Source organism: Micromonospora sp. NBC_00858 (assembly GCF_045207365.1).
Classification (GTDB): Bacteria; Actinomycetota; Actinomycetes; order Mycobacteriales; family Micromonosporaceae; genus Micromonospora.
Genome location: NZ_CP108828.1, coordinates 4,790,434 through 4,812,867, shown reverse-complemented (window position 1 = coordinate 4,812,867; position 22,434 = coordinate 4,790,434). Strand labels below are relative to the sequence as shown.

13 protein-coding genes are annotated in these 22,434 nt (G+C 70.6%); 8 read left to right on the top strand and 5 right to left on the bottom strand.

Features of this window, described 5'->3' with window-relative positions; all coding sequences use genetic code 11:
- Nucleotides 1-119: 119 nt before the first annotated feature.
- Both OG990_RS22295 and OG990_RS22290 read right to left on the bottom strand, forming a co-directional pair.
- Nucleotides 120-1,637 carry a DUF4331 domain-containing protein gene (locus tag OG990_RS22295; protein ID WP_406077035.1) on the bottom strand — a complete coding sequence of 506 codons (1,518 nt, stop codon included), beginning with the start codon at nt 1,635-1,637 and terminating at the stop codon, nt 120-122.
- Between the two features lie 417 nt (nt 1,638-2,054).
- Nucleotides 2,055-3,248, bottom strand: coding sequence for a hypothetical protein (locus tag OG990_RS22290; RefSeq protein WP_386989737.1), 1,194 nt, complete (start codon nt 3,246-3,248; stop codon nt 2,055-2,057).
- A 572-nt stretch (nt 3,249-3,820) separates the two neighbouring features.
- Here OG990_RS22290 and OG990_RS22285 point away from each other — a divergent pair.
- Complete coding sequence (locus OG990_RS22285; protein WP_406077034.1) at nt 3,821-4,372, top strand: GNAT family N-acetyltransferase; 552 nt, start codon at nt 3,821-3,823, stop codon at nt 4,370-4,372.
- 416 nt (nt 4,373-4,788) lie between these two features.
- Complete coding sequence (locus OG990_RS22280) at nt 4,789-8,736, top strand: CARDB domain-containing protein (protein WP_406077033.1); 3,948 nt, start codon at nt 4,789-4,791, stop codon at nt 8,734-8,736.
- A 15-nt stretch (nt 8,737-8,751) separates the two neighbouring features.
- Here the strand turns inward: OG990_RS22280 and OG990_RS22275 are convergent.
- Nucleotides 8,752-9,617, bottom strand: a protein-coding gene (locus tag OG990_RS22275) for an IS5 family transposase (RefSeq protein ID WP_406081845.1) whose coding sequence is annotated in 2 segments (ribosomal slippage) — nt 8,752-9,284 and nt 9,284-9,617 — 867 coding nt in all. Because the reading frame shifts where the segments join, the coding sequence is not laid out codon by codon here.
- A gap of 228 nt (nt 9,618-9,845) precedes the next feature.
- Between OG990_RS22275 and dxr the strand changes: the two genes are divergently transcribed.
- From dxr to ispG, 3 genes are read left to right on the top strand one after another with little or no spacing between them, the layout of a single operon-like run.
- Complete coding sequence (gene dxr, locus OG990_RS22270; RefSeq protein WP_328424592.1) at nt 9,846-11,057, top strand: 1-deoxy-D-xylulose-5-phosphate reductoisomerase; 1,212 nt, start codon at nt 9,846-9,848, stop codon at nt 11,055-11,057.
- Nucleotides 11,057-12,307, top strand: a complete 1,251-nt coding sequence (locus OG990_RS22265; RefSeq protein WP_328424593.1) for a site-2 protease family protein — start codon at nt 11,057-11,059, stop codon at nt 12,305-12,307. The genes dxr and OG990_RS22265 overlap by 1 nt, the downstream gene beginning before the upstream one ends.
- Nucleotides 12,308-12,316: 9 nt before the next feature.
- A complete protein-coding gene (ispG, locus tag OG990_RS22260; protein ID WP_328424594.1) occupies nt 12,317-13,489 on the top strand; it encodes a flavodoxin-dependent (E)-4-hydroxy-3-methylbut-2-enyl-diphosphate synthase in 1,173 nt (390 codons plus the stop codon).
- A gap of 108 nt (nt 13,490-13,597) precedes the next feature.
- Here ispG and OG990_RS22255 read toward each other — a convergent pair whose 3' ends face one another.
- Entirely contained in the window at nt 13,598-14,188 is a 591-nt protein-coding gene (locus OG990_RS22255; RefSeq protein WP_386989726.1) for a PadR family transcriptional regulator, read from the bottom strand.
- Nucleotides 14,189-14,297: 109 nt separating this feature from the next.
- Between OG990_RS22255 and OG990_RS22250 the strand changes: the two genes are divergently transcribed.
- Both OG990_RS22250 and OG990_RS22245 read left to right on the top strand, forming a co-directional pair.
- Nucleotides 14,298-15,521, top strand: coding sequence for an MFS transporter (locus tag OG990_RS22250; RefSeq protein WP_355614636.1), 1,224 nt, complete (start codon nt 14,298-14,300; stop codon nt 15,519-15,521).
- 57 nt (nt 15,522-15,578) lie between these two features.
- Nucleotides 15,579-16,418, top strand: a complete 840-nt coding sequence (locus OG990_RS22245; RefSeq protein ID WP_406077032.1) for a GNAT family N-acetyltransferase — start codon at nt 15,579-15,581, stop codon at nt 16,416-16,418.
- Between the two features lie 551 nt (nt 16,419-16,969).
- Here OG990_RS22245 and OG990_RS22240 read toward each other — a convergent pair.
- A complete protein-coding gene (locus OG990_RS22240) occupies nt 16,970-17,521 on the bottom strand; it encodes a hypothetical protein (protein ID WP_406077031.1) in 552 nt (183 codons plus the stop codon).
- Between the two features lie 1,180 nt (nt 17,522-18,701).
- On the opposite strand from OG990_RS22240, the gene OG990_RS22235 reads away from it, so the two are divergent.
- Complete coding sequence (locus OG990_RS22235; protein WP_406077030.1) at nt 18,702-22,370, top strand: ATP-binding cassette domain-containing protein; 3,669 nt, start codon at nt 18,702-18,704, stop codon at nt 22,368-22,370.
- Nucleotides 22,371-22,434 lie beyond the last annotated feature (64 nt).

The following is a 22,434-nucleotide window of genomic DNA, read 5'->3' as shown; positions in this document are numbered from 1 at the left end:
CTCCCGCCTCAGATCGGCTGACCACAGTCCGGCCCCGCCCAGCGCCGCCGACGGCTTCCGCCCGCCCGGCTCGGGCGCCAGGGTGCGGCGCGCCCACCTGGCCGCGCCGCACCCCTCAATCAGCTGCTGGCAGGGCTCGAGACGGTCAGCCGGTGACGGCGGCGGCTGACCAGCAGGCCGGCGCCGAAACAGGCCGCCGCAGCGAGGCCGCCTGCGATCCTCACCCAGACCACGCCCGTGGACGCGGTGCCGCCGGCGCCGCTGGGCACGCCACCGGAGGGCATCCCGTCGGCGTCGATCTGGTTCACCGCCACGTTGCTGGGCAGCGCCAGATACGGGAAGGTGTTTCCGAACGGCACGTTGTTCGTGTTGACCTTGTCCCCGGCGGCGAGCGCGGGAACGAGCTGCCCGGTCTGCGCCGCGCCCTCGAAGGCCTGCAGCTCGATGTCCAGCACGTCGTCGGCGAGCCGGCGTCCGTTCGGGAAGCCCTGCAGGTCACCGCCGAGCACACCCAGGCGGTTCGGGTTGGCCGTCACCGGCACGCTCATGTTCAGCCGTAGCTCCTCCGCCGGCACGAACGACTTCGCGTCCACGTCCGCGTTGAGGATCTGCGAGTTCAGATCCGCTTGGATCGGCGGCGTCGACCCGTCCAGGGTCGGCGCGTTCTTCGCGATCCCGGTCAGGAAGATCTCCGCGAGATCGTTGCGCGGCGTGGCCGGTGCCGGAATGTTGTAGATCTGCTGAATCACCCGCGGCAACTCCGGGTTGAGGACGCGGTCGATCAGCGCCTGGTTCTTGCTGTCGTCCGCCGGCGTGCTGGCGTTGAAGCCATCCTTCTGGTTAGCCGCCGGCACCAGCTCATTGACCAACGGATTACCCAGCCGCGACACCTGCACCTGATCCCCGCCGGCCTTGGGGTCGGAGACCTGCATCCCAGACTGCGAGGTGGCGCTCCACACGCCGATCACCGGGTTGCGGGTGTCGTCGTTGTTCAACGCCAGCGCCGATTTGGGCACCTGCAGCGCCACGGTCTGCACGTTGTAGCCGGCCAGGGTGTCCTGCCCCCGCTCGGACAGATTCGCGCCGTAGATCAGGTCGAACACCCGCAGGTCCAGGAAGAACGGATCCTCGGCCTGACCCGCGTACGTCTGACCGCCACCCTCGACCGACGTCACGGCCTGCTGCCGCAGCCGTCCGTAGTCCGGCATCGAGGCCGGGCCAACGTTCGACGGCGCAACGATCCCGTCCCGCACCAGCACCCGCGACTGCCCACCCTTGATCTCGCTGAGGGTGTAGGTCTGCTTGAACAGCAACGTCGGATCGTTCAGGTTGTTGACCACGCCGTTGTTGTAGAGAAAGGTGGTGCCATCGCGCTTGTCGTCGTTGGCGAACACCCACCGGTAGGTGACGTCCGCGCGGGCGTCACCGTTGTTGTCGATGTTGATGTCGTACTGGGCGCCGGGCTTGAAGAAGTAGAAGTTCGGCCCCCCGTTGGGCTCCTGAAACGGCAGCCAGTTAGCGATCAGCGTCACCGTGTCCTGCTTGTCGGGGCTGACGAAGGCATACACGTCGGTGTTGTCCACCTCCGGATCGCCCGCGATCAACGGCGCCTCCCGGTGACTCGATGCGTCAGCCACCTCCGACACCAGGCCCGCGCCACCGGTCGCGGCCACCAACGCCAGCACACCCGCGCTGGCATACCACGCCAACGCACCCCGCCCCGGCCTGGCGAATCTGACACCACCTTGCACGTCCCCCACCCCCGCCTCACCTCGTGATCACTAAGCTCCCGATCAGGACGCATCCCATCCACGATTCAACAGCGACCACTACTGAGCGATGGCACAAACGCGAAAGTTCATACGACACCAGGCGGACTTGGACGCACGTGACACTGCGCGGCACCGTTGCATGAGCGTTGGCAAGATCGAGGCGGGCCTGAGCGGTGAAGTCATCGACCCGCTCTCGCCCGTGGTTGCCTCCGACGTCGGCGTTCGCCGGGTTCCTGTTCCCGACCGAGGTGATCGTGGTCGCGGTCCGCTGGTATCTGCGCCTCAACCTCTCGTATCGCGACGGCGCGACCAATGGCCGGCGGGTGGCGTGGCACGGCGGATCCGGTCGGCCGTCATCTGCCACGCCTGCGCCTCGTCGACCAGGCAGCCGGCGAGCAGCTCGCGGCCCCGGGCGAGGACCGCGAGGGCGTCGGGGTGACCCGGCAGCCACTGCTCGGCGTCCCCGACGGTCAACTCGGCCCGCCGGCCGGGCAGCGGCGTCGCCCCGGGTGGCAGGCCGCCGAGCCGGTCGAGGTGCCCGGCGGAGAGGATCTGATACCACATGGCGTCGGGAATGAGCGCGTCAGCGAGCATCTCCACCCCGGGCCGCCGGGTCACCGGCATTCCGTCGCTCGGGAGCCACTGCGACCACTGTGGCGTGGTCACCCGACGGCTGTCCGGCTCGGCGTTCACCCCGGCCCAGGCCAGCAATCCGCTGTGTGCGTGCAGCTTGTCGCGCAGCCGGTGCATCGACCCGGCCAGGTCGCCAGCGTCAGTAGGGTCGGCGCGCGGCGGCGCGACGGTGAACGCCGCCGCGGGTAGCACGTCGTGGTAGCCGCCGACGGTCGCGGCCACCAGCCGGTTGGTGAGGTCGCCGGCGAGCAGGGTCACCGTGATGGCTGTGGGCAGGGTGGACAGTACGGCGGCGGTGGCCGAGCCGGCCGCCTCGGCGGTGAGCGGAACCCGCACACCGAGCACGACCGCGCTCAGCTCGTCCGCGGGCCCGCGCTCGGCGTGCAACCAGTCGAGCGCCACGTTCAGCAGGGGCGGGGGCAGTTGGCACGAGGCGTCGCCGAACGGCGCGCCGAGTGGCCCGCGCAGGTAGGCCCGCGCGGACACGCCGAACTCCTCGATGTCGTGGCTCGGGCCGCGCCGGGCCACCGAGACCAGAGCGTCGCGCACACCGGCATCGCGCAGTTGCCGGGCCAGCATCTCCGGTATGGCGAGGACATGCTCGGCGGGGAGCGGGCCGAAGTCGATCACGAGGAGCAGCGCGCCGGGCAAGGCGATCGGTGACGAGACGACGGCCGGGCCCACCGGCTCCCCGCCGGCTCCCGTCGCTTCGAGCCGCAGCAGAGCCTGCCGGAGTGCGGCCACCGCCACGGGCACACCGGCGTCGTCCGAGCGGACTTCGATCGTCAGGCAGTGCTGCTCGCGCAGAGTTTCATCGATATCGAGCACTACGACGACGGCCATGTGTCCCCCAATGGTGGCGCATCCGCTCTGGGCGGCAGTCCTATTTTCGATTTCCGCTTCGTGCGTCGATCGTGGATGGGGAAAGGATTGATTGACATTCCTCTATTGACAAGGGAAGGGGCGCGTCGGGGAGCATATTGCCGTCGCTCATTCTCCGGCGACCCTGCCAGGTGCGCTAAGCGCCGAACTGGCCGGTACACGTCATTAGTTCGAATGCGCAAAGCATGAAATAGGGCGGCCCAGATTCCATAATGTAACGCAATCGAAGGGACCGGCGCTGTTACGAATCCCAACGACTATCGCCGCACTTTTCCCAACCCTTCGGCAACGGCCGAGGTCCGTGATCGCCGTACGGGGTGCCGGCTGTCTCGGTAACGTCACCCGCAGCCGGGCGGCGGCACACCGGTCCGGTACGAGGGGGTGGGCGTCGTGGCCGGCTCGGGCGGATTCCGGGGCGTGGTGGTCGGCGGCGCCATCGGTATCACCAGCACCAGGGCGGTCGCCGCGGTGCACCAGCCGGCCGCTGATGCCTTTGCCTGTCCAGGATCGGTCACTCATTAAGATCGCCCGCCATGACCGTTCTCACCACTGAACGCCTGATCCTGCGCGACTGGACCGCGGACCCGGTCGACCTGGCCCGCATCTACGACATCTACTCCCGCCCCGAGATCACGCGATGGCTGGGCGCGGCACCCGGGCTGCCGCTGACCGACCCGGCGCAGGCCGCCGACCGGCTGCGGATCTGGCGGGACCGCCACGCCGCCGACCATGGCCGGTACGGCACCTGGGCGATCGAGGTGCGCGATACCGGTCTGGTGGTCGGCACGGTGCTGCTCAAGCCGCTGCCGGGGCGGGACGAGGCGCGGCGTACCGATGACATCGAGGTGGGCTGGCACCTGCACCCGGATTCGTGGGGTCACGGCTACGCCACCGAGGCGGCCCGCGCGGTGACGGCGCGGGAGTTCGTCACCGGCACCCCGCAGATCTACGCGGTCGTCTCGCCGGGCAACGATCCGTCGATGGCGGTCTGCCGGCGACTCGGCATGGCTCACGTGGGCCGGCGCACCGACTGGTACGGCGGCGAGGAGCTGGAGACCTTCGTCCTGCCCGCCCCGACCGACTGACCACCGCCAGCGACGCGAAGGAAGGGCCCCTGTCGACGTCAGGCGTTGACAGGGGCCCCTTCATTTCCGCCGAACGCCGACGGATGGGCGGCCGTCAATAGTCACGGTGGTCGAAGTGTTGACGCCCTCGTAGCACGTCAGTAACATCTGGTCAACGTCATGCAAAATCTCGACAAAGATGTGCTTGATTCTTTGCATGGGGCCGCAAGTTTCGGCGGGCTGACTCTTTGGCGTCTTTTCTCCCCTTTCCCGCTGCCACCACCACCCTCGCCTCCTCGGCACCTCCCCACACCGGCCGGCACGCCCCCGCGCGTCGGCCGACGACGCGCCGAATCACGCCCCACGCCGTGGCCAGCCCGTCGCGGCACCGTCCCCCCAACGACAGGACAGTGATGAGACGAACGAATCTGTTCAGGATGGTGGCGGCGACAGTCGCGGCCACGGTGATCGCCACGGCAGGGTCGACGGCCGTCGCCAACGCGGCGGAGAACCCCCGCTCCGCCGGCACGACAGCCGCGGCGAGCACCGCCTTCGCCCCGGCGGCCACCAACCTCGCCCAGGGCCGCCCGACCCAGGAGAGTGGCCACGCCGACGTCTACGACTCGTCGAAGGTCGTCGACGGCAACCCGGGCAGCTACTGGGAGAGCACCAACAACTCGTTCCCCGAGTGGGTGCAGGTCGACCTTGGCTCGTCGCAGGCCGTGAATCAGGTCGTGCTGAAGGTGCCGACCTCCGGCTGGGCGACCCGCACGCAGACCCTGAGCGTGCAGGGCAGTACCAATGGATCGCCATTCAGCAACCTGGTGCCGTCGCAGACCTACACGTTCAACCCGGCGAACGGCAGCACGGTCACGATCAACTTCAGCCAGGCCTCGACCCGCTACGTGCGTATCGACATCACGGCAAACAGCGGGTGGCCGGCCGGGCAGCTGTCCGAGCTTGAGGTCTACGGCAGCGGCGGTGGCGGTCCGGACACGACCGCGCCGAGCGTGCCGGGCAACCTCTCGTACACCCAGTCGGGCACCACGATCACCCTCAACTGGGTCGCGTCGACCGACAACCCGGGCGGCAGCGGCATCGCCGGCTACGACATCTACCGCAACGGCACGCTCCTGCAGTCCATCGGGAACGTGACCACCTTCAACGACACGCAACCGGCCACGGCGACCGTGTCGTACCACGTCCGGGCCCGCGACGTCGCGGGAAACCTCTCGGGAAACAGCAACACGGTGACCCGTACCGGCAGCGGTGACACCACCGCGCCGAGCGTCCCGGGGACGCTGTCGCACAGCACGTCGGGCAACACGATCACGCTCAACTGGGGCGCCTCCACCGACTCCGGTGGCAGCGGGCTGGCCGGCTACAACGTCTACCGCGGCGGCAGCCTGATCGCGACGCTGGGCACCGTCCTCACCTACCAGGACAACCAGCCGTCGACGGCGACCGTGTCCTACTACGTCCGCGCCCGCGACGGCGCGGGCAACCTGTCCGGAAACAGCAACACCGTCACCCGGACCGGCACCCCGCCCCCCGCCTGCACCAACGTGGCGCAGGGCAAGACCATGACGGCGAGCGGCTCCACCTTCACCTTCACGCCGGAGAAGGCGAACGACGGGCAGGTCACGACGTACTGGGAGGGCGCGGCGAGCTACCCGCAGACCCTGACCGTGGCGTTGGGCGCGAACCACTCGATCACGGCCGTCGCCGTCAAGCTGAACCCGGACCCGGCCTGGGGCACCCGTACCCAGAACATCCAGATCCTCGGCCGCGACCAGGCCTCGTCCACGTACACCAGTCTGGTGTCGGCGGCGAACTACCAGTTCGTCCAGGGCAACAACGTGGTGACCATCCCGGTCACCGCGACCACTGCCGACGTGCAACTGCGGTTCACCGCCAACACCGGTGCGCCGTCGGGCCAGGTGGCCGAGCTTGAGGTGTGCGGCACGTCGGCGCCCAACCCTGACCTGGTCATCAGCTCGACTACCTGGTCTCCCGCGTCGCCCAGCGAGGTCACCCCGGTCACTCTCTCGGCCGTGGTCCAGAACGTGGGCTCGGCTGCGGCCGGACCCACCACGGTGAACTTCAGCCTGGCCGGCACGGTTGCCGGTAGCGCCTCGGTGGGTGCGCTCAGCGCGGGCGGCTCGACCACTGTCTCGTTCAACGCCGGGACCCGGCCGATGGGCAGCTACAGCGTCTCGGCGGTGGTCGACCCGACGAACACGATCGTCGAGCAGAACAACGGCAACAACAGCTTCACCGCACCGTCGCCGTTGGTGGTCGCGCAGGCTCCGGGGCCTGACCTGCAGGTCCTCAGCATCAGCTCCAACCCACCGAACCCGGCCGTCGGGGCGTCTGTCACGTTCACCGTGGCGGTACGCAACCGCGGCACCACCGCGACCGGCACGACCACGGTCACCCGGTTGGTGGTGGGCGGCACCACGCTCAACACCAACACCGCGTCGATCGCCGCCGGCGCGACGGTCACCGTCGCGGTCGCCGGGAGCTGGACCGCCACCAGCGGCGGAGCCACCATCACGGCCACCGCCGACGCGACCAACACCGTCGCCGAGACCAACGAGACCAACAACGCGTTCACCCAGTCGATCGTGGTCGGGCGTGGGGCGGCGGTCCCGTACGTCTCCTACGAAGCCGAGGCCGGCCGGTACCAGGGCGCGCTGTTGGAGGCCGACCCGCTGCGCACCTTCGGCCACACCAACTTCGCCACCGAGTCCTCGGGCCGCAAGTCGGTACGACTGAACAGCACCGGTCAGTTCGTCGAGTTCACCTCGACCAACCCCGCCAACTCCATCGTGGTGCGCAACTCCATCCCGGACGCGCCCGGCGGGGGTGGCATCGAGGCGACGATCAGCCTCTACGTCAACGACGTCTTCTCCCGGAAGCTGACCCTGTCGTCGCGGCACAGCTGGCTCTACGGCAACACGGACGGGCCGGAGGCGCTGACCAACACCCCGCAGGCCGACGCCCGGCGGCTGTTCGACGAGTCGAACGCGCTGCTGTCGCAGTCGTACCCGGCGGGCACCCGGTTCAAGTTGCAGCGCGATGCCGGCGACTCCGCCTCGTTCTACGTCATCGACATGATCGACCTGGAGCAGGTGGCGCCGGCCGCGAGCCAGCCGACCGAGTGCACCTCGATCACGTCGTACGGCGCGGTCCCCAACGACGGGCTCGACGACACCGCGGCCATCCAACGGGCCGTGACCGACGACCAGAACGGGGTCATCGGCTGCGTCTGGATTCCGGCCGGGCAGTGGCGGCAGGAGCAGAAGATCCTGACCGACGACCCGCTGAACCGGGGTACGCACAACCAGGTCGGCATCAGCAACGTCACGATCCGGGGCGCCGGCATGTGGCACTCACAGCTCTACACGCTGACCGAGCCGCAGAACGTGGTGGGCGGCATCAACCACCCGCACGAGGGCAACTTCGGCTTCGACATCGACAAGAACACCCAGATCTCCGACATCGCCATCTTCGGCTCGGGCCGGATCCGTGGCGGTGACGGCAACGCCGAGGGCGGGGTGGGTCTGAACGGTCGGTTCGGGACAGGCACCCGGATCAGTAACGTCTGGATCGAGCACGCCAACGTGGGTGTCTGGGTGGGACGCGACTACGACAACATCCCCGACCTCTGGGGCCCGGCCGACGGCTTGCAGTTCACCGGTATGCGGATCCGCAACACCTATGCCGACGGCATCAACTTCAGCAACGGCACGCGGAACTCGCGGGTGTTCAACTCGTCCTTCCGTACCACCGGCGACGACGCGCTGGCCGTCTGGGCCAACCCGTACGTCAAGGACCGGAACGTGGACATCGCCCACGACAACCACTTCGTCAACAACACCATCCAGTTGCCCTGGCGCGCGAACGGCATCGCCATCTACGGCGGCTACGACAACTCGATCGAGAACAACCTGATCTACGACACCGCGAACTACCCGGGCATCATGCTGGCGACCGACCACGACCCGCTGCCCTTCTCCGGGACGACGCTGATCGCCAACAACGGGCTCTACCGGACCGGCGGTGCCTTCTGGAACGAGGACCAGGAGTTCGGTGCCATCACCCTCTTCCCCGCCACCAGGGACATCGTCGGGGTCACGATCCGGGACACCGACATCTACGACTCGACGTACGACGGCATCCAGTTCAAGAACGGCGGCGGCAACATGCCGAACGTCGCGATCACCAACGTGCGGATCGACAAGTCCAACAACGGCGCCGGCATCCTCGCGATGAGCGGGGCCCGGGGCAACGCCACGCTGACCAACGTGACCATCACCAACTCGGCCGACGGCAACATCGTGATCCAGCCAGGATCGCAGTTCGTGATCAACGGCGGCTAGGGCGTGTCCTGCCGATCATGGAAGCCAGATGATGGCGGCGATGAGGACGAGGCTGGCGCGGTAGAGAGATGCGCGTTTGGCGTAGCGGGTGGCCAGGTCACGCCATTGCTTGAACCGGTTGAAGCAGCGTTCCACGACGTTGCGCTTGCGGTAGATCGCCTTGTCGAAGGCTGGTGGCCGCCCTCCGTTGCTGCCCTTGGCGGCGCGGCGGGCGACCTGGTCGGATCGTTCGGGGATGACGTGCCGGATCCCGCGGTGACGCAACGCTCGGCGGGTCGAGTCGTGCGCGTAGCCCTTGTCCGCGATCAGCACCTCGGGACGTTTGCGGGGTCGACCCGGTCCGGGCTCGTTGACGCAGATCGCGTCCAGCAACGCCAACAGTTGAGGGTTGTCGCCGGCCTGGCCGGGAGTGAGCAGGATCGACAGCGGCCTGCCGCGTCCGTCGACGGCGAGGTGAATCTTCGTGCTCAGTCCTCCGCGGGATCGGCCGATGGCCTCGCCATCTTGCGTACCAGGCGTCGCCGGACTTGTTGGGGAGCCCCCTTTTTGCGGGCGCCAGCGGCATGCTGGTGCGCCCGCACGATCGACGAGTCCACGCTGATCGTCCACTGCACCGGTGTCCCGTCGTCATGCACCTGTGCCGCCGCGAGGATCCGATCCCACGTCCCGTCGGCCGTCCAGCGCCGCAGCCGCTCATGGCAGGTCTTCCACGGCCCATACCGTTCGGGCAGGTCACGCCACGGCGCACCGGTCCGCAGCTTCCACAAGATCCCGTTAACGACCTGACGGTGATCGCGCCACCGCCCCCGCGCACCGCCCGGCTCCGGCAGCAGCGGCGCGATCACCGCCCACGCTTCATCGGTCAACTCACCACGACGCACCACCGGCACATCGTCAACGATCAACCACTACAAGATCGGCAGGACACGCCCTAGTCCCGACCGAGGGCCGCTGCGGCGGCCCTCGGTCGCCGGCCGGCGGCTTGATCGACACGGGTTCGGCGATGTCGGGGTATCCGGGTGTCTGGGATACCCCGACATCGGCGATCTGGAGTCGATCATCGCCGGGCTCCCAGCGGGCGCTCAGCGCCTCTGGGGAACAATGGCCCCGTGACTTCCCCCCGCGACCTTGTCCTGCTCGGGTCCACCGGCTCGATCGGCACGCAGGCCATCGACATCGTCCGGCGCAACCCGGACCGGTTCCGGGTGGTGGCGCTCGGCGCCGGTGGCGGCAACGTCGCGCTGCTCGCCGCGCAGGCCCTGGAGCTCGGCGTCGACGCGGTCGGGGTGGCCAAGGCATCCGCCGCGCAGGACCTCCAGCTCGCGTTCTACGCGGAGGCGAGCAGGCGCGGGTGGGCCACCGGCGACTTCAAGCTTCCCAAGATCGTGGCCGGGCCGGACGCGATGACCGAGCTGGCCCAGTGGCCGTGCGACATCGTGCTCAACGGGGTGGTCGGCTCGCTGGGCCTCGCTCCTACGCTGGCCGCGCTGCGCGGTGGTCGTACCCTCGCCCTGGCCAACAAGGAGTCCCTCGTGGCCGGCGGCCCGCTGGTCAAGGCCGCGGTGACGCGGCCGGGGCAGATCGTCCCGGTCGACTCGGAGCACTCGGCGCTGGCCCAGTGCCTGCGTTCCGGGTCACGCGGTGAGGTGCGCCGGCTGATCGTCACCGCCAGCGGCGGCCCGTTCCGGGGCCGGGGCCGCGACGAGTTGACGCAGGTCACACCCGAGCAGGCGCTGGCACACCCGACCTGGAACATGGGGCCGGTCGTCACGATCAACTCGGCCACGATGGTCAACAAGGCGCTTGAGGTGATCGAGGCGCACGAGCTGTTCGACGTGCCCTACGCCGACATCACCGTGATGGTGCACCCGCAGTCGGTGATCCACTCCATGGTCGAGTTCACCGACGGATCCACGATCGCCCAGGCCAGCCCACCGGACATGCGGCTGCCCATCGCGCTGGGGATCGGCTGGCCGGACCGGGTGCCCGGGGCCGCCGCCGCGGTCGACTGGACGAGCGCGCACACCTGGGAGTTCGCCCCGCTGGACGACGCCGCGTTCCCGGCGGTGGCGCTGGCCAAGGCCGCCGGGGAGGCCGGGCGCTGCCGCCCGGCGATCTACAACGCGGCGAACGAGGAGTGCGTCGAGGCGTTCGTGGCGGGCCGGCTGCCGTTCCTCGGCATCGTCGACACGCTGGAGCGCGTGTTGGAGGACGCTCCCGACTTCGCCGAACCAGGTACCGTCGAGGACGTGCTCGCGGCCGAGTCGTGGGCACGCGCGCACGCGCAGGAGATCATCGCGGGTTCGGTGGAAGGAGCTTGATGTCGTACCTGCTCGGGGTGGTCCTCTTCGCCCTGGCCATTCTCATCTCGGTGAGTCTGCACGAGGCGGGGCACCTGCTCACCGCCAAGGCGTTCGGGATGAAGGTCACCAAGTACTTCGTCGGATTCGGCCCCACCCTCTGGTCGTTCAAGCGGGGCGAGACCGAGTACGGCGTCAAGGGCATCCCGCTCGGCGGTTTCTGCAAGATCGTCGGGATGACCCCGCAGGACGACGACGTGGACCCGGCCGACGAGCCGCGGGCGATGTGGCGCTACCCGGTCTGGAAACGGACGATCGTGATGGCCGCGGGTTCGATCACCCACTTCGCGCTCGCCCTGATCACCATCTGGATCCTCGCCGTCTCCGCCGGCCTGCCCAACCCGGACTTCCCGACCACCGACGCGCAGGCCCGCAATGAGCCGGCGGTCATCCAGCTCAGCCCGTGCGTGGTGCCGGAGAACGCGCTGCGGGCGTGCACGCCCGCCGACGCGGCCAGCCCTGCCGCGCAGGCGCAACTGCGCGACGGTGACCGGATCACCTCGGTCAACGGCACCCCGATCGGCAACTACGGCGACCTGCTCACCACGCTGCGCAATCTCAAGCCGGGGGAGACCGCGCGGATCGAGTACGTCCGTGACGGGCAGTCGGGCAGCACCAGCACCGTGCTCGCGCAGACCCAGCGTCCGCCCCTGGACGACCCGAAGGGCGCCGCAGGGCCGGTGGCCGCCCTCGGCGTCGGCCTCGTCCCCAGCACCCCCACCCGGGTGACGTACGGGCCGGTCGGCGCCTTTGGCGCGACCGCCTCCTTCACCGGCGACCTGGCCGTCGGTACGGCCCAAGCGCTGCAGCGGCTCCCGCAGAAGGTCCCCGCCCTGTGGACCGCCCTCACCGGCGGCGAGCGGGACGTGGACACCCCGATCAGCGTGGTCGGCGCCAGCCGGCTCGGCGGCGAGGCCGTGGAGAACAACGCCTGGCTGGTCTTCTTCATGCTCTTCGTGTCGCTGAACTTCTTCATCGGTGTGTTCAACCTGCTGCCGCTGCTCCCGGTGGACGGCGGCCACATCGCCATCGCCTGGTTCGAACGGGCCCGCTCCTGGATCTACGCGCGGATCGGCCGGGCCGACCCCGGCCGGGTCGACTACCTCAAACTGATGCCCTTCACGTACGTGGTGATCCTGATTGGTGGTGCGTTCACCCTGCTCACCATCGCCGCGGACGTCGTCAACCCGATCACGCTCTTCTCAAGGTGAGTGCCTGAAGTGACCGCAATCAGTCTCGGTATGCCCGCCGTGCCGCCCCCGCCGCTCGCACCACGCCGGGCCAGCCGCCAGATCATGGTCGGCTCGGTCCCGGTCGGTGGCGGTGCGCCGGTGTCCGTGCAGTCGATGACCACCACCCTCACCTCCGACGTCAACGCGACCCTCCAGCAGATCGCCGAGCTGACCGCGTCCGGCTGCCAGATCGTCCGGGTGGCGGTGCCGTCCCAGGACGACGTCGAGGCGCTGCCGGCGATCGCCAAGAAGTCGCAGCTCCCGGTGATCGCCGACATCCACTTCCAGCCCAAGTACGTCTTCGCGGCGATCGACGCGGGCTGCGCGGCGGTCCGGGTCAACCCGGGCAACATCCGCCAGTTCGACGACAAGGTCCGGGAGATCGCCAAGGCCGCCGGCGATGCCGGCGTGCCGATCCGGATCGGCGTCAACGCCGGCTCCCTGGACAAGCGGCTGCTCAGCAAGTACGGCAAGGCCACCGCCGAGGCGCTGGTCGAGTCGGCGCTGTGGGAGTGCTCGCTGTTCGAGGAGCACGGCTTCCGGGACATCAAGATCTCGGTCAAGCACAACGACCCGGTCGTGATGATCCGGGCGTACCGGCAGTTGGCCGAGCAGTGCGACTACCCGCTGCACCTGGGCGTCACCGAGGCCGGCCCGGCCTTCCAGGGCACCATCAAGTCGGCGGTCGCCTTCGGCGCCCTGCTCGCCGAGGGGATCGGCGACACCATCCGGGTGTCACTCTCCGCCCCGCCGGTCGAGGAGATCAAGGTCGGCAACCAGATCCTGGAGTCGCTGGGGTTGCGCGAGCGGGGCCTGGAGATCGTCTCCTGCCCGTCCTGTGGGCGGGCCCAGGTGGACGTCTACAAGCTCGCCGAGGAGGTCACCGCCGGTCTGGAAGGGCTGCCGGTGCCGCTGCGGGTGGCCGTGATGGGCTGCGTCGTCAACGGTCCGGGCGAGGCCCGCGAGGCCGACCTCGGCGTCGCCTCCGGCAACGGCAAGGGCCAGATCTTCGTCAAGGGGCAGGTCGTCAAGACGGTGCCCGAGGCGCAGATCGTGGAGACGCTCATCGAGGAGGCGCTCCGGATCGCCGACGAGATGGGCGCCGAACTGCCCGAGGAGTTGCGCGGGCTGGTCACCGGCCCGACCGTCACCGTGCACTGATCCGTCCGGCGGCGCTCTCTCGCGCCGACGACGCGTACCGAAAAGAGCGGCCGTCTCCCCTGCGGGAAACGGCCGCTCTTTTGGTGTTCCGGGTGGTGCTGCCTCGCGTCACTCGGATTCGGCGAGGATCGCGTACAGCTTGCGCCGGGTCTCGTCGAGCACCTTGGCGGCCCGCTCCCGCTGGTCGTCGGTGCCGTTCATCATCACCTGGCGCAGCGCGCTCATCGCCTGCGTACCGGCGTCACGGATGTCGTGCCAGCTGTTCACCGTGTCCTCGGCGAACTCCGCCCACGGTGGGGTCTGCGCGGCCTCGGTGGCCTCGGCCTGACCGGCCTCGGTGACCGCGAACCGCTTCCGTCCGCCGCCGGACTCCTCCGTGCTGGCGACGATCACCCCCTCGTCCTCCAGCAGTTGGAGGGTGGGGTAGATCGAGCCAGGGCTCGGCCGCCAGGCCCCGCCGGTGCGGGAGTCGATCTCCTGGATCATCTCGTAGCCGTGCATCGGCCGCTCGGTGAGCAGTGCCAGCACCGCGCCCCGGACGTTCGGGCGTCGGCCCCGACCCCGTCCCCGGCCGCGCCCACCCCAGGGGCCGCCGGGTCCGCCGTGGCCATGGCCGTGCGGGCCGGGCGGGACCGGCGGGAAGCCGAAGCCGCGCCTCCGAGCCTCGTGCATCGGGTGCTGATCTCGATGGAATCTCATGTCCGTTCCTTCCTTGGACTGTCGCTGATGCATCAACGATATATCGGCAACGCATCGCTGACAAGTACCGGGTTACAAACCGTACGTACGTCTTGTTAGGGTGTCGGGCATGCGCCTGCTTCCCCCACCGGGCCCGGCCCGGACCCTCACCCTCGGCACCCTGGTCAAGACCGTCGGGCGGGGCCTCTGGCTGGTCGCCAGCGCGCTCTTCCTCACCCGGTCGGTCGGCCTCTCGCCGACCCAGGTGGGCGTCGGGCTGACCATCTCGGCCCTGGTCGGCGTACTCGCCAGCGCGCCGAGCGGCTACCTCGCCGACCGCATCGGGCCGCGTGGCGCACAGGTCGGAGGGCTGATCGCCGCCGGCACCCTGACCGCCGGCCTGATCACCGTCCGGTCGTTCGTCGCCTTCCTGGTGGTGGGCGCCGCCACGGCACTCGCCGACGCGGTCGAGCGCGGCGCCCGGGGCGCGCTGATCGCCGGCGTGATCCCCGCCGACCAGCGGGTGCACACCCGCGCCTACCTGAGGGCCACCACCAACGTCGGCATCTCCGTCGGCGCCGTCCTCGGCGGCTTCGCCATCGCCGCCGACACCCGCGCCGGGTACGTCGCGCTGATCCTGACCGCAGCGGCCGCGTCGCTGGCCGCGGCGGTGGTCTTCCTCCGGCTGCCCACCGTCGCGCCGGTCGCCGCCCCGACCCACGGACCCCGGCTGATCGCCCTGCGTGACCGCCCGTTCCTCGCGTTCACCCTGCTCGACGGGCTGATGTCCATGCATTTCAGCCTGCTCACCATCGCCCTGCCGCTGTGGATCGCCGGGCACACTCGGGCGCCGGCCTGGATGATCTCCGGGTTGACGCTGGTCAACACTGTGCTGGTGGTGCTCCTCCAGGTACGCGCCGCGCGCAGCGCCGTCACCCTGCCGGGAGCCGCCCGCGCCTCCCGTCGGGCGGGGGTGGCCATCGCGCTGGCCTGCGTACTCTTCGCCGCCAGCGGCTCGCTGCCCACGGCGGCCGCCGTCGCTCTCCTCTGCTGCGGGTCGCTGGCGCACGTGATCGGGGAGCTGTGGCATTCCGCCGCCGGATGGGGGATCTCCTTCGGGCTGGCGCCGGCCAACGCGCAGGGGCAGTACCAGGGGGCATACGGCATGGGGTACGAACTGGGCAAGATGCTCGCCCCGGTCGTCGTGACCAGCCTCGCGCTCGGCTGGGGCGTACCGGGCTGGCTGCTGCTCGGCGGGCTGTTCCTCCTACTTGGTGCCCTGGTGCCCCCGGTCGTCCGGTGGGCCGGCCGCACCCGACCGACCAGCCTTCCTGCCGAGCCCGTGCCCGTCTGAGGCCGGGCTCGTCACTCGGCCGGCGGGGCGGGGTTCCGATCTGGCAGGCTGGTACACGTGCTGACGGTGCCGGTACGGCAACTGGGAGAATCGGAGCGCCGCGCGGTCGAGCGGCTGCTCGACTTGGACCCCTTCGCGGGCGCGCAGGTCGCCGAGCGCATCGCCGCGCGCGGGCTCTCCTGGTGGCGGGCCGAGGGCAGAATCCTGGGGTACGGCGCACGGCGCAACCTCGAATCACTCTGCTGGCTCGGCGGCAACCTGACCCCCGTACTCGCCACCGAACCAGCCATCTCCGCCTTCGCCGACCTCCTCGCCGGCGAAGAGAGGCTCTGCTCCTCCATCGTCGGCCGGGCGGACGCCGTCCTCGGCCTCTGGGACCGCCTCTCCGACGCCTGGGGCCCGGCCCGGGACGTCCGCCCCAACCAGCCGCTGCTGGCCACCGACACGCTGCCGTCCGTACCGGCCGACCCGGAGGTACGCCAGGTTCGCGCCGGTGAGGTCGACCGGCTCTTTCCGGCATCGGTGGCGATGTACACCGAGGAGGTCGGCGTCTCCCCGCTGGCCGAGGACGCCGGACGCAGCTACCGCCGACGCGTCAACGACCTGGTCCGCGCCGGTCGGGCGTACGCCCGGTTCGTCGACGGCAAGGTCGTGTTCAAGGCCGAGTTGGCCGTGGTTACCAAGCGGACCGCGCAGGTCCAGGGCGTCTGGGTGGCTCCGGAGTGGCGGGGCCGGGGGATGGCAACCGCCGCGATGGCCGCCGTCGTACGCGACGCCCTGCTGCGGGTCGCCCCGACCGTCAGCCTGTACGTCAACGACTTCAACCTGCCAGCGCGCCGGGTCTACGAGCGTTGCGGCTTCCAGCCGATCGGCACCCTCGCCACGGTCCTCTTCTGACCCGCCACTTCCATTTCGTAGGCGGGCCAACTTTCGTGTGCAGGTTGCCTTTCGACCCGACCCGACCCAACCCGGTCCGGCCTGGCTCGGTCCGGCCTGGCTCGGTCCGGTCCGGCGTGGCTCGGTCCGGTCCGGCGTGGCTCGGTCCGGTCCGGCGTGGCTCGGTCCGGTCCGGCGTGGCTCGGTCCGGTCCGGCGTGGCGCGGTCCGGCGTGGCGCGGTCCGGTCCGGCGTGGCGCGGTCCGGTCCGGCCTGGCGCGGTCCGGGCCGGCCTGGCCTGGCCCGGTTCGGCTCGGCCTGGCCTGGTTCGGCCTGGCCTGGCCTGGTTCGGCTCCCCCCGTCCCGCCCGGCTCGGCCTGCCTGGCCCGACTCCGCCCCCGGCCTGCCCTCGGCCCGGCCCGGCCCGGCCCGGCCCGGCAGATCTTGGACAGTTTCCGTTCACGCGTAACGGAAACTGTCCAAGATTCGTCGTGGCGTGGAGATGCCGCTGGCCGGCACCCCGGGTTGGGGGTGCCGGCCAGCGGTCGGTTCATGCGGTGATGCTGGTGTGGGTCAGCTGTTCCAGTACTGGCCGACCAGGTCGGTGGCCTGCTTCTCCCACTGGGCGTAGGCGTCCGGGTAGGCCGACACCTGCACGGTCTGCGCGGCGTCGGTCAGCGGCATGTCCTGCCACCCGTCGACCTGCTTCAAACCCTTGAGGAACGCGGTGGTCGAGTACTCAGGATCGGTGATCTGCTCCGGCGTGCCCCAACCCGAGCTCGGCCGCTGCTGGAACAGGCCCAGCGAGTCGTGGTCGTTCATGTCGCCGAGGTGGCCGAGGTTCTCCAGCTTCGACTCCTGCAGGCTCGTCGCGATCGAGATGACCGCGGCCCGCTCCGGCAGACCAGCCTTCTTCGTGGCGGCGATGATCGCCTTGACGTTGGCGGTCTGCTCACCGTTCAAATCGATGCGCGACTGCTCACCCTGCGGCGAGACCGACTGCATCGCGGCGGGCTTGGTGTCGACGGGGGTGGCGGCGTGGGCGGCGATCGGACCGGCGAACACACCACCGGCGAAGGCCAGACCAGCAACAGACAGCACACTCTTACGCATGATCGTGTTCATGGGGGTAGCTCCTTCACGGGGGTAAACACCCAACCGACCGGGGGATCGGCATTGCAGGGTGCGAGCACCTCGTCCGGCGCTAACAACAAAGTCTTTTCGGCGGCCTACAAGCAGGGGGCTCGTGGCACCGGGTCCATGTGTAACGACCACCGGGCCGACATCATTCCGGCCTGGCCCATCCGCCGGCACCCGGTCGAGCGGGGCGCTAGGGCGGTCGTTCAGGGGATCTGCAACGACCGGCGGGCCGAGGTCATTCCGGCATTGGCACCGGGTCGAGCGGGTGCCTGGTGCGGTCGTTCGGGGATCTGTAACGACCGGGCTTGGCCTGGCATTCCAACCCCGGGGGGTGGGGCGGCGGGCCGGTGGTACTGCGATCGTCAGGGTATGTAACGACCCCGGGCCGGCCCCCATTCCGGCCGACGGGTGCAGCCGGTCACTCGCAAAGACCCCGGATAACGGACATTCGACGCCCGGAGCGCCCACCGCTCCCGGCGTCAGCCGGACATTCGACGCGCGCCCGGCCACCGTCCCGGCGTCAGACCGGGCCGGCTGGCCATGGTCAACTCCAGATCGCCGAGATGGGGGCATCACCGCGTCGGGATACCGCGACATCGCCGACACCGAGTCGATCACCCCGAAACCTCGCGACCCGGCCCGGGGTCGACAACACCGGTGATACCTCACAGGCATATTTATGCCTCACAGGTATCACGCCAACAACAGCGACCGACCGGGAGACGAGGGCTGGGGCTGAGGGCTGGGGCTGCGTTCAGGGCGATCGGGACAGACGGCGACCATCGACGCGACGGTGACCGCCGACAGGTCTGGGGCCCGCCCTGCCCGGCGCGGGGGTCAAGCCTGACCCCCCGGAGCCGGGATCGCCTGGGTCGAGCGCGAGAAGCGGCGGCGGCGCGCGTACCACGGCAGTCCCACGTCCCACCGCATCCCGCACGGACGTGGCCCGGAAGCCCGCCCACCCCGGTCAGTCCCGCACCGGCCGAGCACGGAAACCGGACGGCGTGGATGTTCGATGATGATCGGGATCACAGCTTCCACAGATCGCGAGTTCGGACCGGTTGACCTGACCGGAAGCCCTGCTCAGAGACGGTAAATCGGTTGAGTTGACCGGTTCCGTACCGGCACGCTGGGTTCGCCGCCACCCACGTCCGGAGGGACACCAATGCGCCTGCTCCGTGATCTGTGGGGCACCTCGACACGTCGGATGACGATCGTGGCCGTCCTGATCGTGCTCGGCGCCGCCGGTCAGGCGGGCGCGTCAGCGCTGGCCGGCGCGGTGCTGGTGCACCGCTCGGCCGGCTTCTTCGCCGTGCTGGCCGCGGCGCTGGTCGCCGTGGTGCTCAGCGACCTCGCGGTGAGCCTGCTGATGGCCGGCCTGACCGCCGACTGGTCCGCCGACGTGCGCCGCCGGCTCTGCCGCGTCGCCCTCGGGCAGGACCTGCCCACCCTGGAGACCACCCCGGTGGGCGAGCTGCTCGACCGCATCGACGGGGACGTCTACCAGGTCGCGTCGGCGGTCCGTAACCAGGGCACCCGGCTCGCCCAGGGCCTTTGCGTCGGCCTGTTGTCGATGGTCGTCGCGCTGCTCGTGTGGTGGCCGGCCGGGATCGCGATGCTGCTGCTCACGGTGGTGCTCGCGGTCGGACTGCGACGGCCCACGGCGCGGATCGGTCCGGCCCGGATGGCCGAGGAGGAGGCGTGGTCCGACCTGGCCGCCGTGATGGAGGAGGCGGTGCACGGCCAGGACGACGTACGGACCAGCCTGGCCCGGCCGTACGTACTGCGGCTGTACGCCCGCCGGGCCGCTGCCGTGCTGTCCCGGGGCCACCTGGTCTGGGTGTTGTCCGCGCGGGTGGCCACGGCCGCCACCGCGACGATCCGGGCTGGCATCGGCGTGGTGGTGCTCGGCGGGGCCTGGGCGTTGACCACCGACCGGGTCGACGCTGCCCGGCTCACCGCCATCTGGCTGCTCGCCCTGGCCTTCGGGGCCACCGCGGAACACGTCAGCCGGATGGTGCCGGAGATCCAGGAGGCTCTCGGCGCGTGGGCCCGGGTGCAGTTGCTCCAGAAGGCCCGACAGGAGCCCGTCGGCGGGGCCAGCCCGACCGAGGGTGACCTGCGTATCCGCGAGCTGACGTTCGGGTACCAGGTGAGCGGCCCGGAGAGCGGCCGGGGGGCGGCGCTGCGCGGGCTCAGTCTCACCTTCGCGCGCGGGCGCTCGTACGCGCTGATCGGGCGGACCGGTTCGGGCAAGTCGACTCTGGCGAAGGTGCTCACCAGGGCCGTCGACGTGCCGCCGGGAACGGTCTTCCTCGGCGGCACCGACCTGTGCGACCTCGACGTCGAGCAGTTGCGCCGCTGGGTGGCACTGGTGCCGCAGCGCACCGAGATCCTGGCCGGCACGCTCGCCGAGAACGTCGCACTCTTCGACCCGGAGCTGCTCGACGCCGCAGCCCGGGCGCTGAACGAGCTGGGCCTGGCCGGCTGGATCGCCGAACTTCCGGACGGGTTGGCGACCCGGCTGGGGGAGGGCGGGCACGTGCTCTCCGCCGGTCAGGAGCAGTTGGTGGCGTTCGCCCGGATCCTGGTCCGTGACCCGCATGTGGTGATCCTCGACGAGGCCACCGCGCGGCTGGACCCAGTCACCGAGGCGCGGGTGCAGCGGGCCACCGAACGACTGCTGCTCGACCGGATCGGGATCGTCATCGCCCACCGACTCTCCTCGGTGCGCCGTTGCGACGAGGTCGTGGTGCTGGCCGACGGCGCGGTGGTCGAGGCCGGCCCGCTGGAGACGTCGACACGCTTCGCCGAGCTGCTGGCGACCAGTCACGCCGCCGCGTACGCCGCAGCGGCGCCGGCCGGCCGCGCCGGCGCCGGCACCGACCTGCTGGTCGGCCCCGACCCGGCCAACGCTTGGCCGAGCGAGCCGGCGAGCGCACCGGCCGAGCCGGTCGGAACGAGCACGCCGGTCGGGCCGGTTGGAACGAGCACGCCGGCCGGGCCGGTCGGACCGGTTGGAACGAGCACGCCGGCCGGGCCGGTTGGGCCGGTCGGAACGAGCGCGCCGATTGGGCTGGTCGAGCCGACTGGGCTGGTCGAGCCGACTGGGCCGGTCGGGCCGACCCGTGCCGACCCGCCGCCACTGCCGCCCGTACCGCCGGCTCGGACGCTGCGGGAGATCTTCCGACTCTGTACCAACGATCCCCGGTACGGGCTGGCCGCGATCGGGCTGTTCCTCGGGCTCAGCCTGCTGGGGCTGGACGGCCCGGTGCTGCCCTGGCTCTGGGCCGACGTGGTCGACGGGACCGGCAACCCGTACCTGCCGGCGGTGGGGATCGCGGCCGGGCTGCTGGTCACCCTGCCGCTGCCGTACTACACCCACGTCTGGTTCCCCCAGTGGTGGGTGCGGCAGATGTTGCGGATCGGCCTGCGCCTGGTGCACGGCCAGACCGGGCCGCGCCGGGTCAGCTCGCACACCCCGGCCGAGGTGGTGGCGCAGGGCGGCGACACCGAGCGGGTGGTCCAGCTCGCCGACAACGTGCTGGACCAGGCCGTCGCGCTGGTCCTGGTGGTCGCCATGACGGCGGTCACCGGCAGCGTCGTACCGGGGCTGTTCTTCCTCGGCACGATGGTCGTCTCCGGGCTGGCCGCGACGCTGTTCGGGCCGAAGCTCGAGCGTGCCGCCCGGGCGACGGTGGCGGCGCGGGCTGCCTTCGCCACCGCGCTGGTCTCCACGCTCTCCGCGGCGCGGACGGTGAAGCTCGCCGGCGCGACCGCGGCGGTGCTACGTCACCTTGCGGACCTGGATGTGGTGCGCAGCGACCGGCAGCGGCGGGAGATCTCGGTGCAGGTGTGGTCGCGCTCCACGCCGTCGGTCGCCAGCGGGCTGTTGCCGATCGGCGCGTGGGCGCTCTACCTGAACGGCGGACTCTCCGCCGGGGCGGTGCTGGTGGCCGTCTCCACCCTGGGCGCGGCCCGCTGGTTCGCCTGGACGACGGCGTCGTTGATCTCCCAGCTGCCCTCTGCGCGGGTCTGGACCCGACGCACGGTGGCGATGACCGGGGTGAACGCGTACTCCGCGGGGGTGCCGGCGGTCGATCTGGCCGCCGGGACGGCGCCCGCGCCGAGTATGCCGCCCCGGCATCCGCTGCGCCGGCTGGAGCTGCGCGGCTTCGGGGTGGTGCACTCCGACGGCACGGTCGCCGTCCGGGATGTGGACCTGACCGTGCAGCGCGGGCAGCTGGTGCTGGTCGTCGGGCCGGTCGGCTCGGGCAAGTCGTCGCTGTTGCGGGCGTTGGCCGGGATCGTGCACCACACCGGTGAGCTGTCCTGGAACGGCGACCCGGTCACCGAGCCGGAGTTGTTCCTGCGCCCCAACCAGGTCGGCTACGTCGGCCAGTTGCCCCGGGTGCTCTCCGGCACGGTGGCCGACAACATCGCGCTCGGCCACCAGGTGGACGCGGCCGGGGCGGTCACCACCGCCCAGCTCGACCACGACCTGGCCGCTGCCGGCGGTGGGCTGGGCCTGCTCATCGGGCACAAGGGCACCCGGCTCTCCGGCGGCCAGCTGCAACGGCTGGCGCTGGCCCGGGCGCTGGCGCCGCGTACCGAGCTGCTGGTCGCCGACGACGTGTCGTCGGCGCTGGACGTCACCACCGAGCTGGCGCTGTGGCAGGCGCTGCGCGCGCACGGGGTGACCGTGGTCGGCTCGACCGCGAAGCGCGCCGCGTTGGTCCGCGCCGATCACGTGGTGGTGCTGCTCGGCGGCACGGTGGCGGCCCAGGGGACCTGGCGGGACCTGGAGGGCGACTGGTCGCACCTGGCCGGCTGACGGTGGGGCGGCCGCCCGGCACGGCAGCCGCCCCACCGACGGAGGTCAGCGGGTGCGGCAGCCG

Bases quoted from the DNA above. Each gene is read 5' to 3' on its own strand.
- OG990_RS22280 (WP_406077033.1), top strand. From the start codon at position 4,789: ATGGTGGCGGCGACAGTCGCGGCCACGGTGATCGCCACGGCAGGGTCG.
- OG990_RS22235 (WP_406077030.1), top strand. From the start codon at position 18,702: ATGCGCCTGCTCCGTGATCTGTGGGGCACCTCGACACGTCGGATGACG.
- OG990_RS22290 (WP_386989737.1), bottom strand. From the start codon at position 3,248: ATGGCCGTCGTCGTAGTGCTCGATATCGATGAAACTCTGCGCGAGCAG.
- OG990_RS22255 (WP_386989726.1), bottom strand. From the start codon at position 14,188: ATGAGATTCCATCGAGATCAGCACCCGATGCACGAGGCTCGGAGGCGC.
- OG990_RS22240 (WP_406077031.1), bottom strand. From the start codon at position 17,521: ATGAACACGATCATGCGTAAGAGTGTGCTGTCTGTTGCTGGTCTGGCC.
- OG990_RS22265 (WP_328424593.1), top strand. From the start codon at position 11,057: ATGTCGTACCTGCTCGGGGTGGTCCTCTTCGCCCTGGCCATTCTCATC.
- OG990_RS22250 (WP_355614636.1), top strand. From the start codon at position 14,298: ATGCGCCTGCTTCCCCCACCGGGCCCGGCCCGGACCCTCACCCTCGGC.
- OG990_RS22285 (WP_406077034.1), top strand. From the start codon at position 3,821: ATGACCGTTCTCACCACTGAACGCCTGATCCTGCGCGACTGGACCGCG.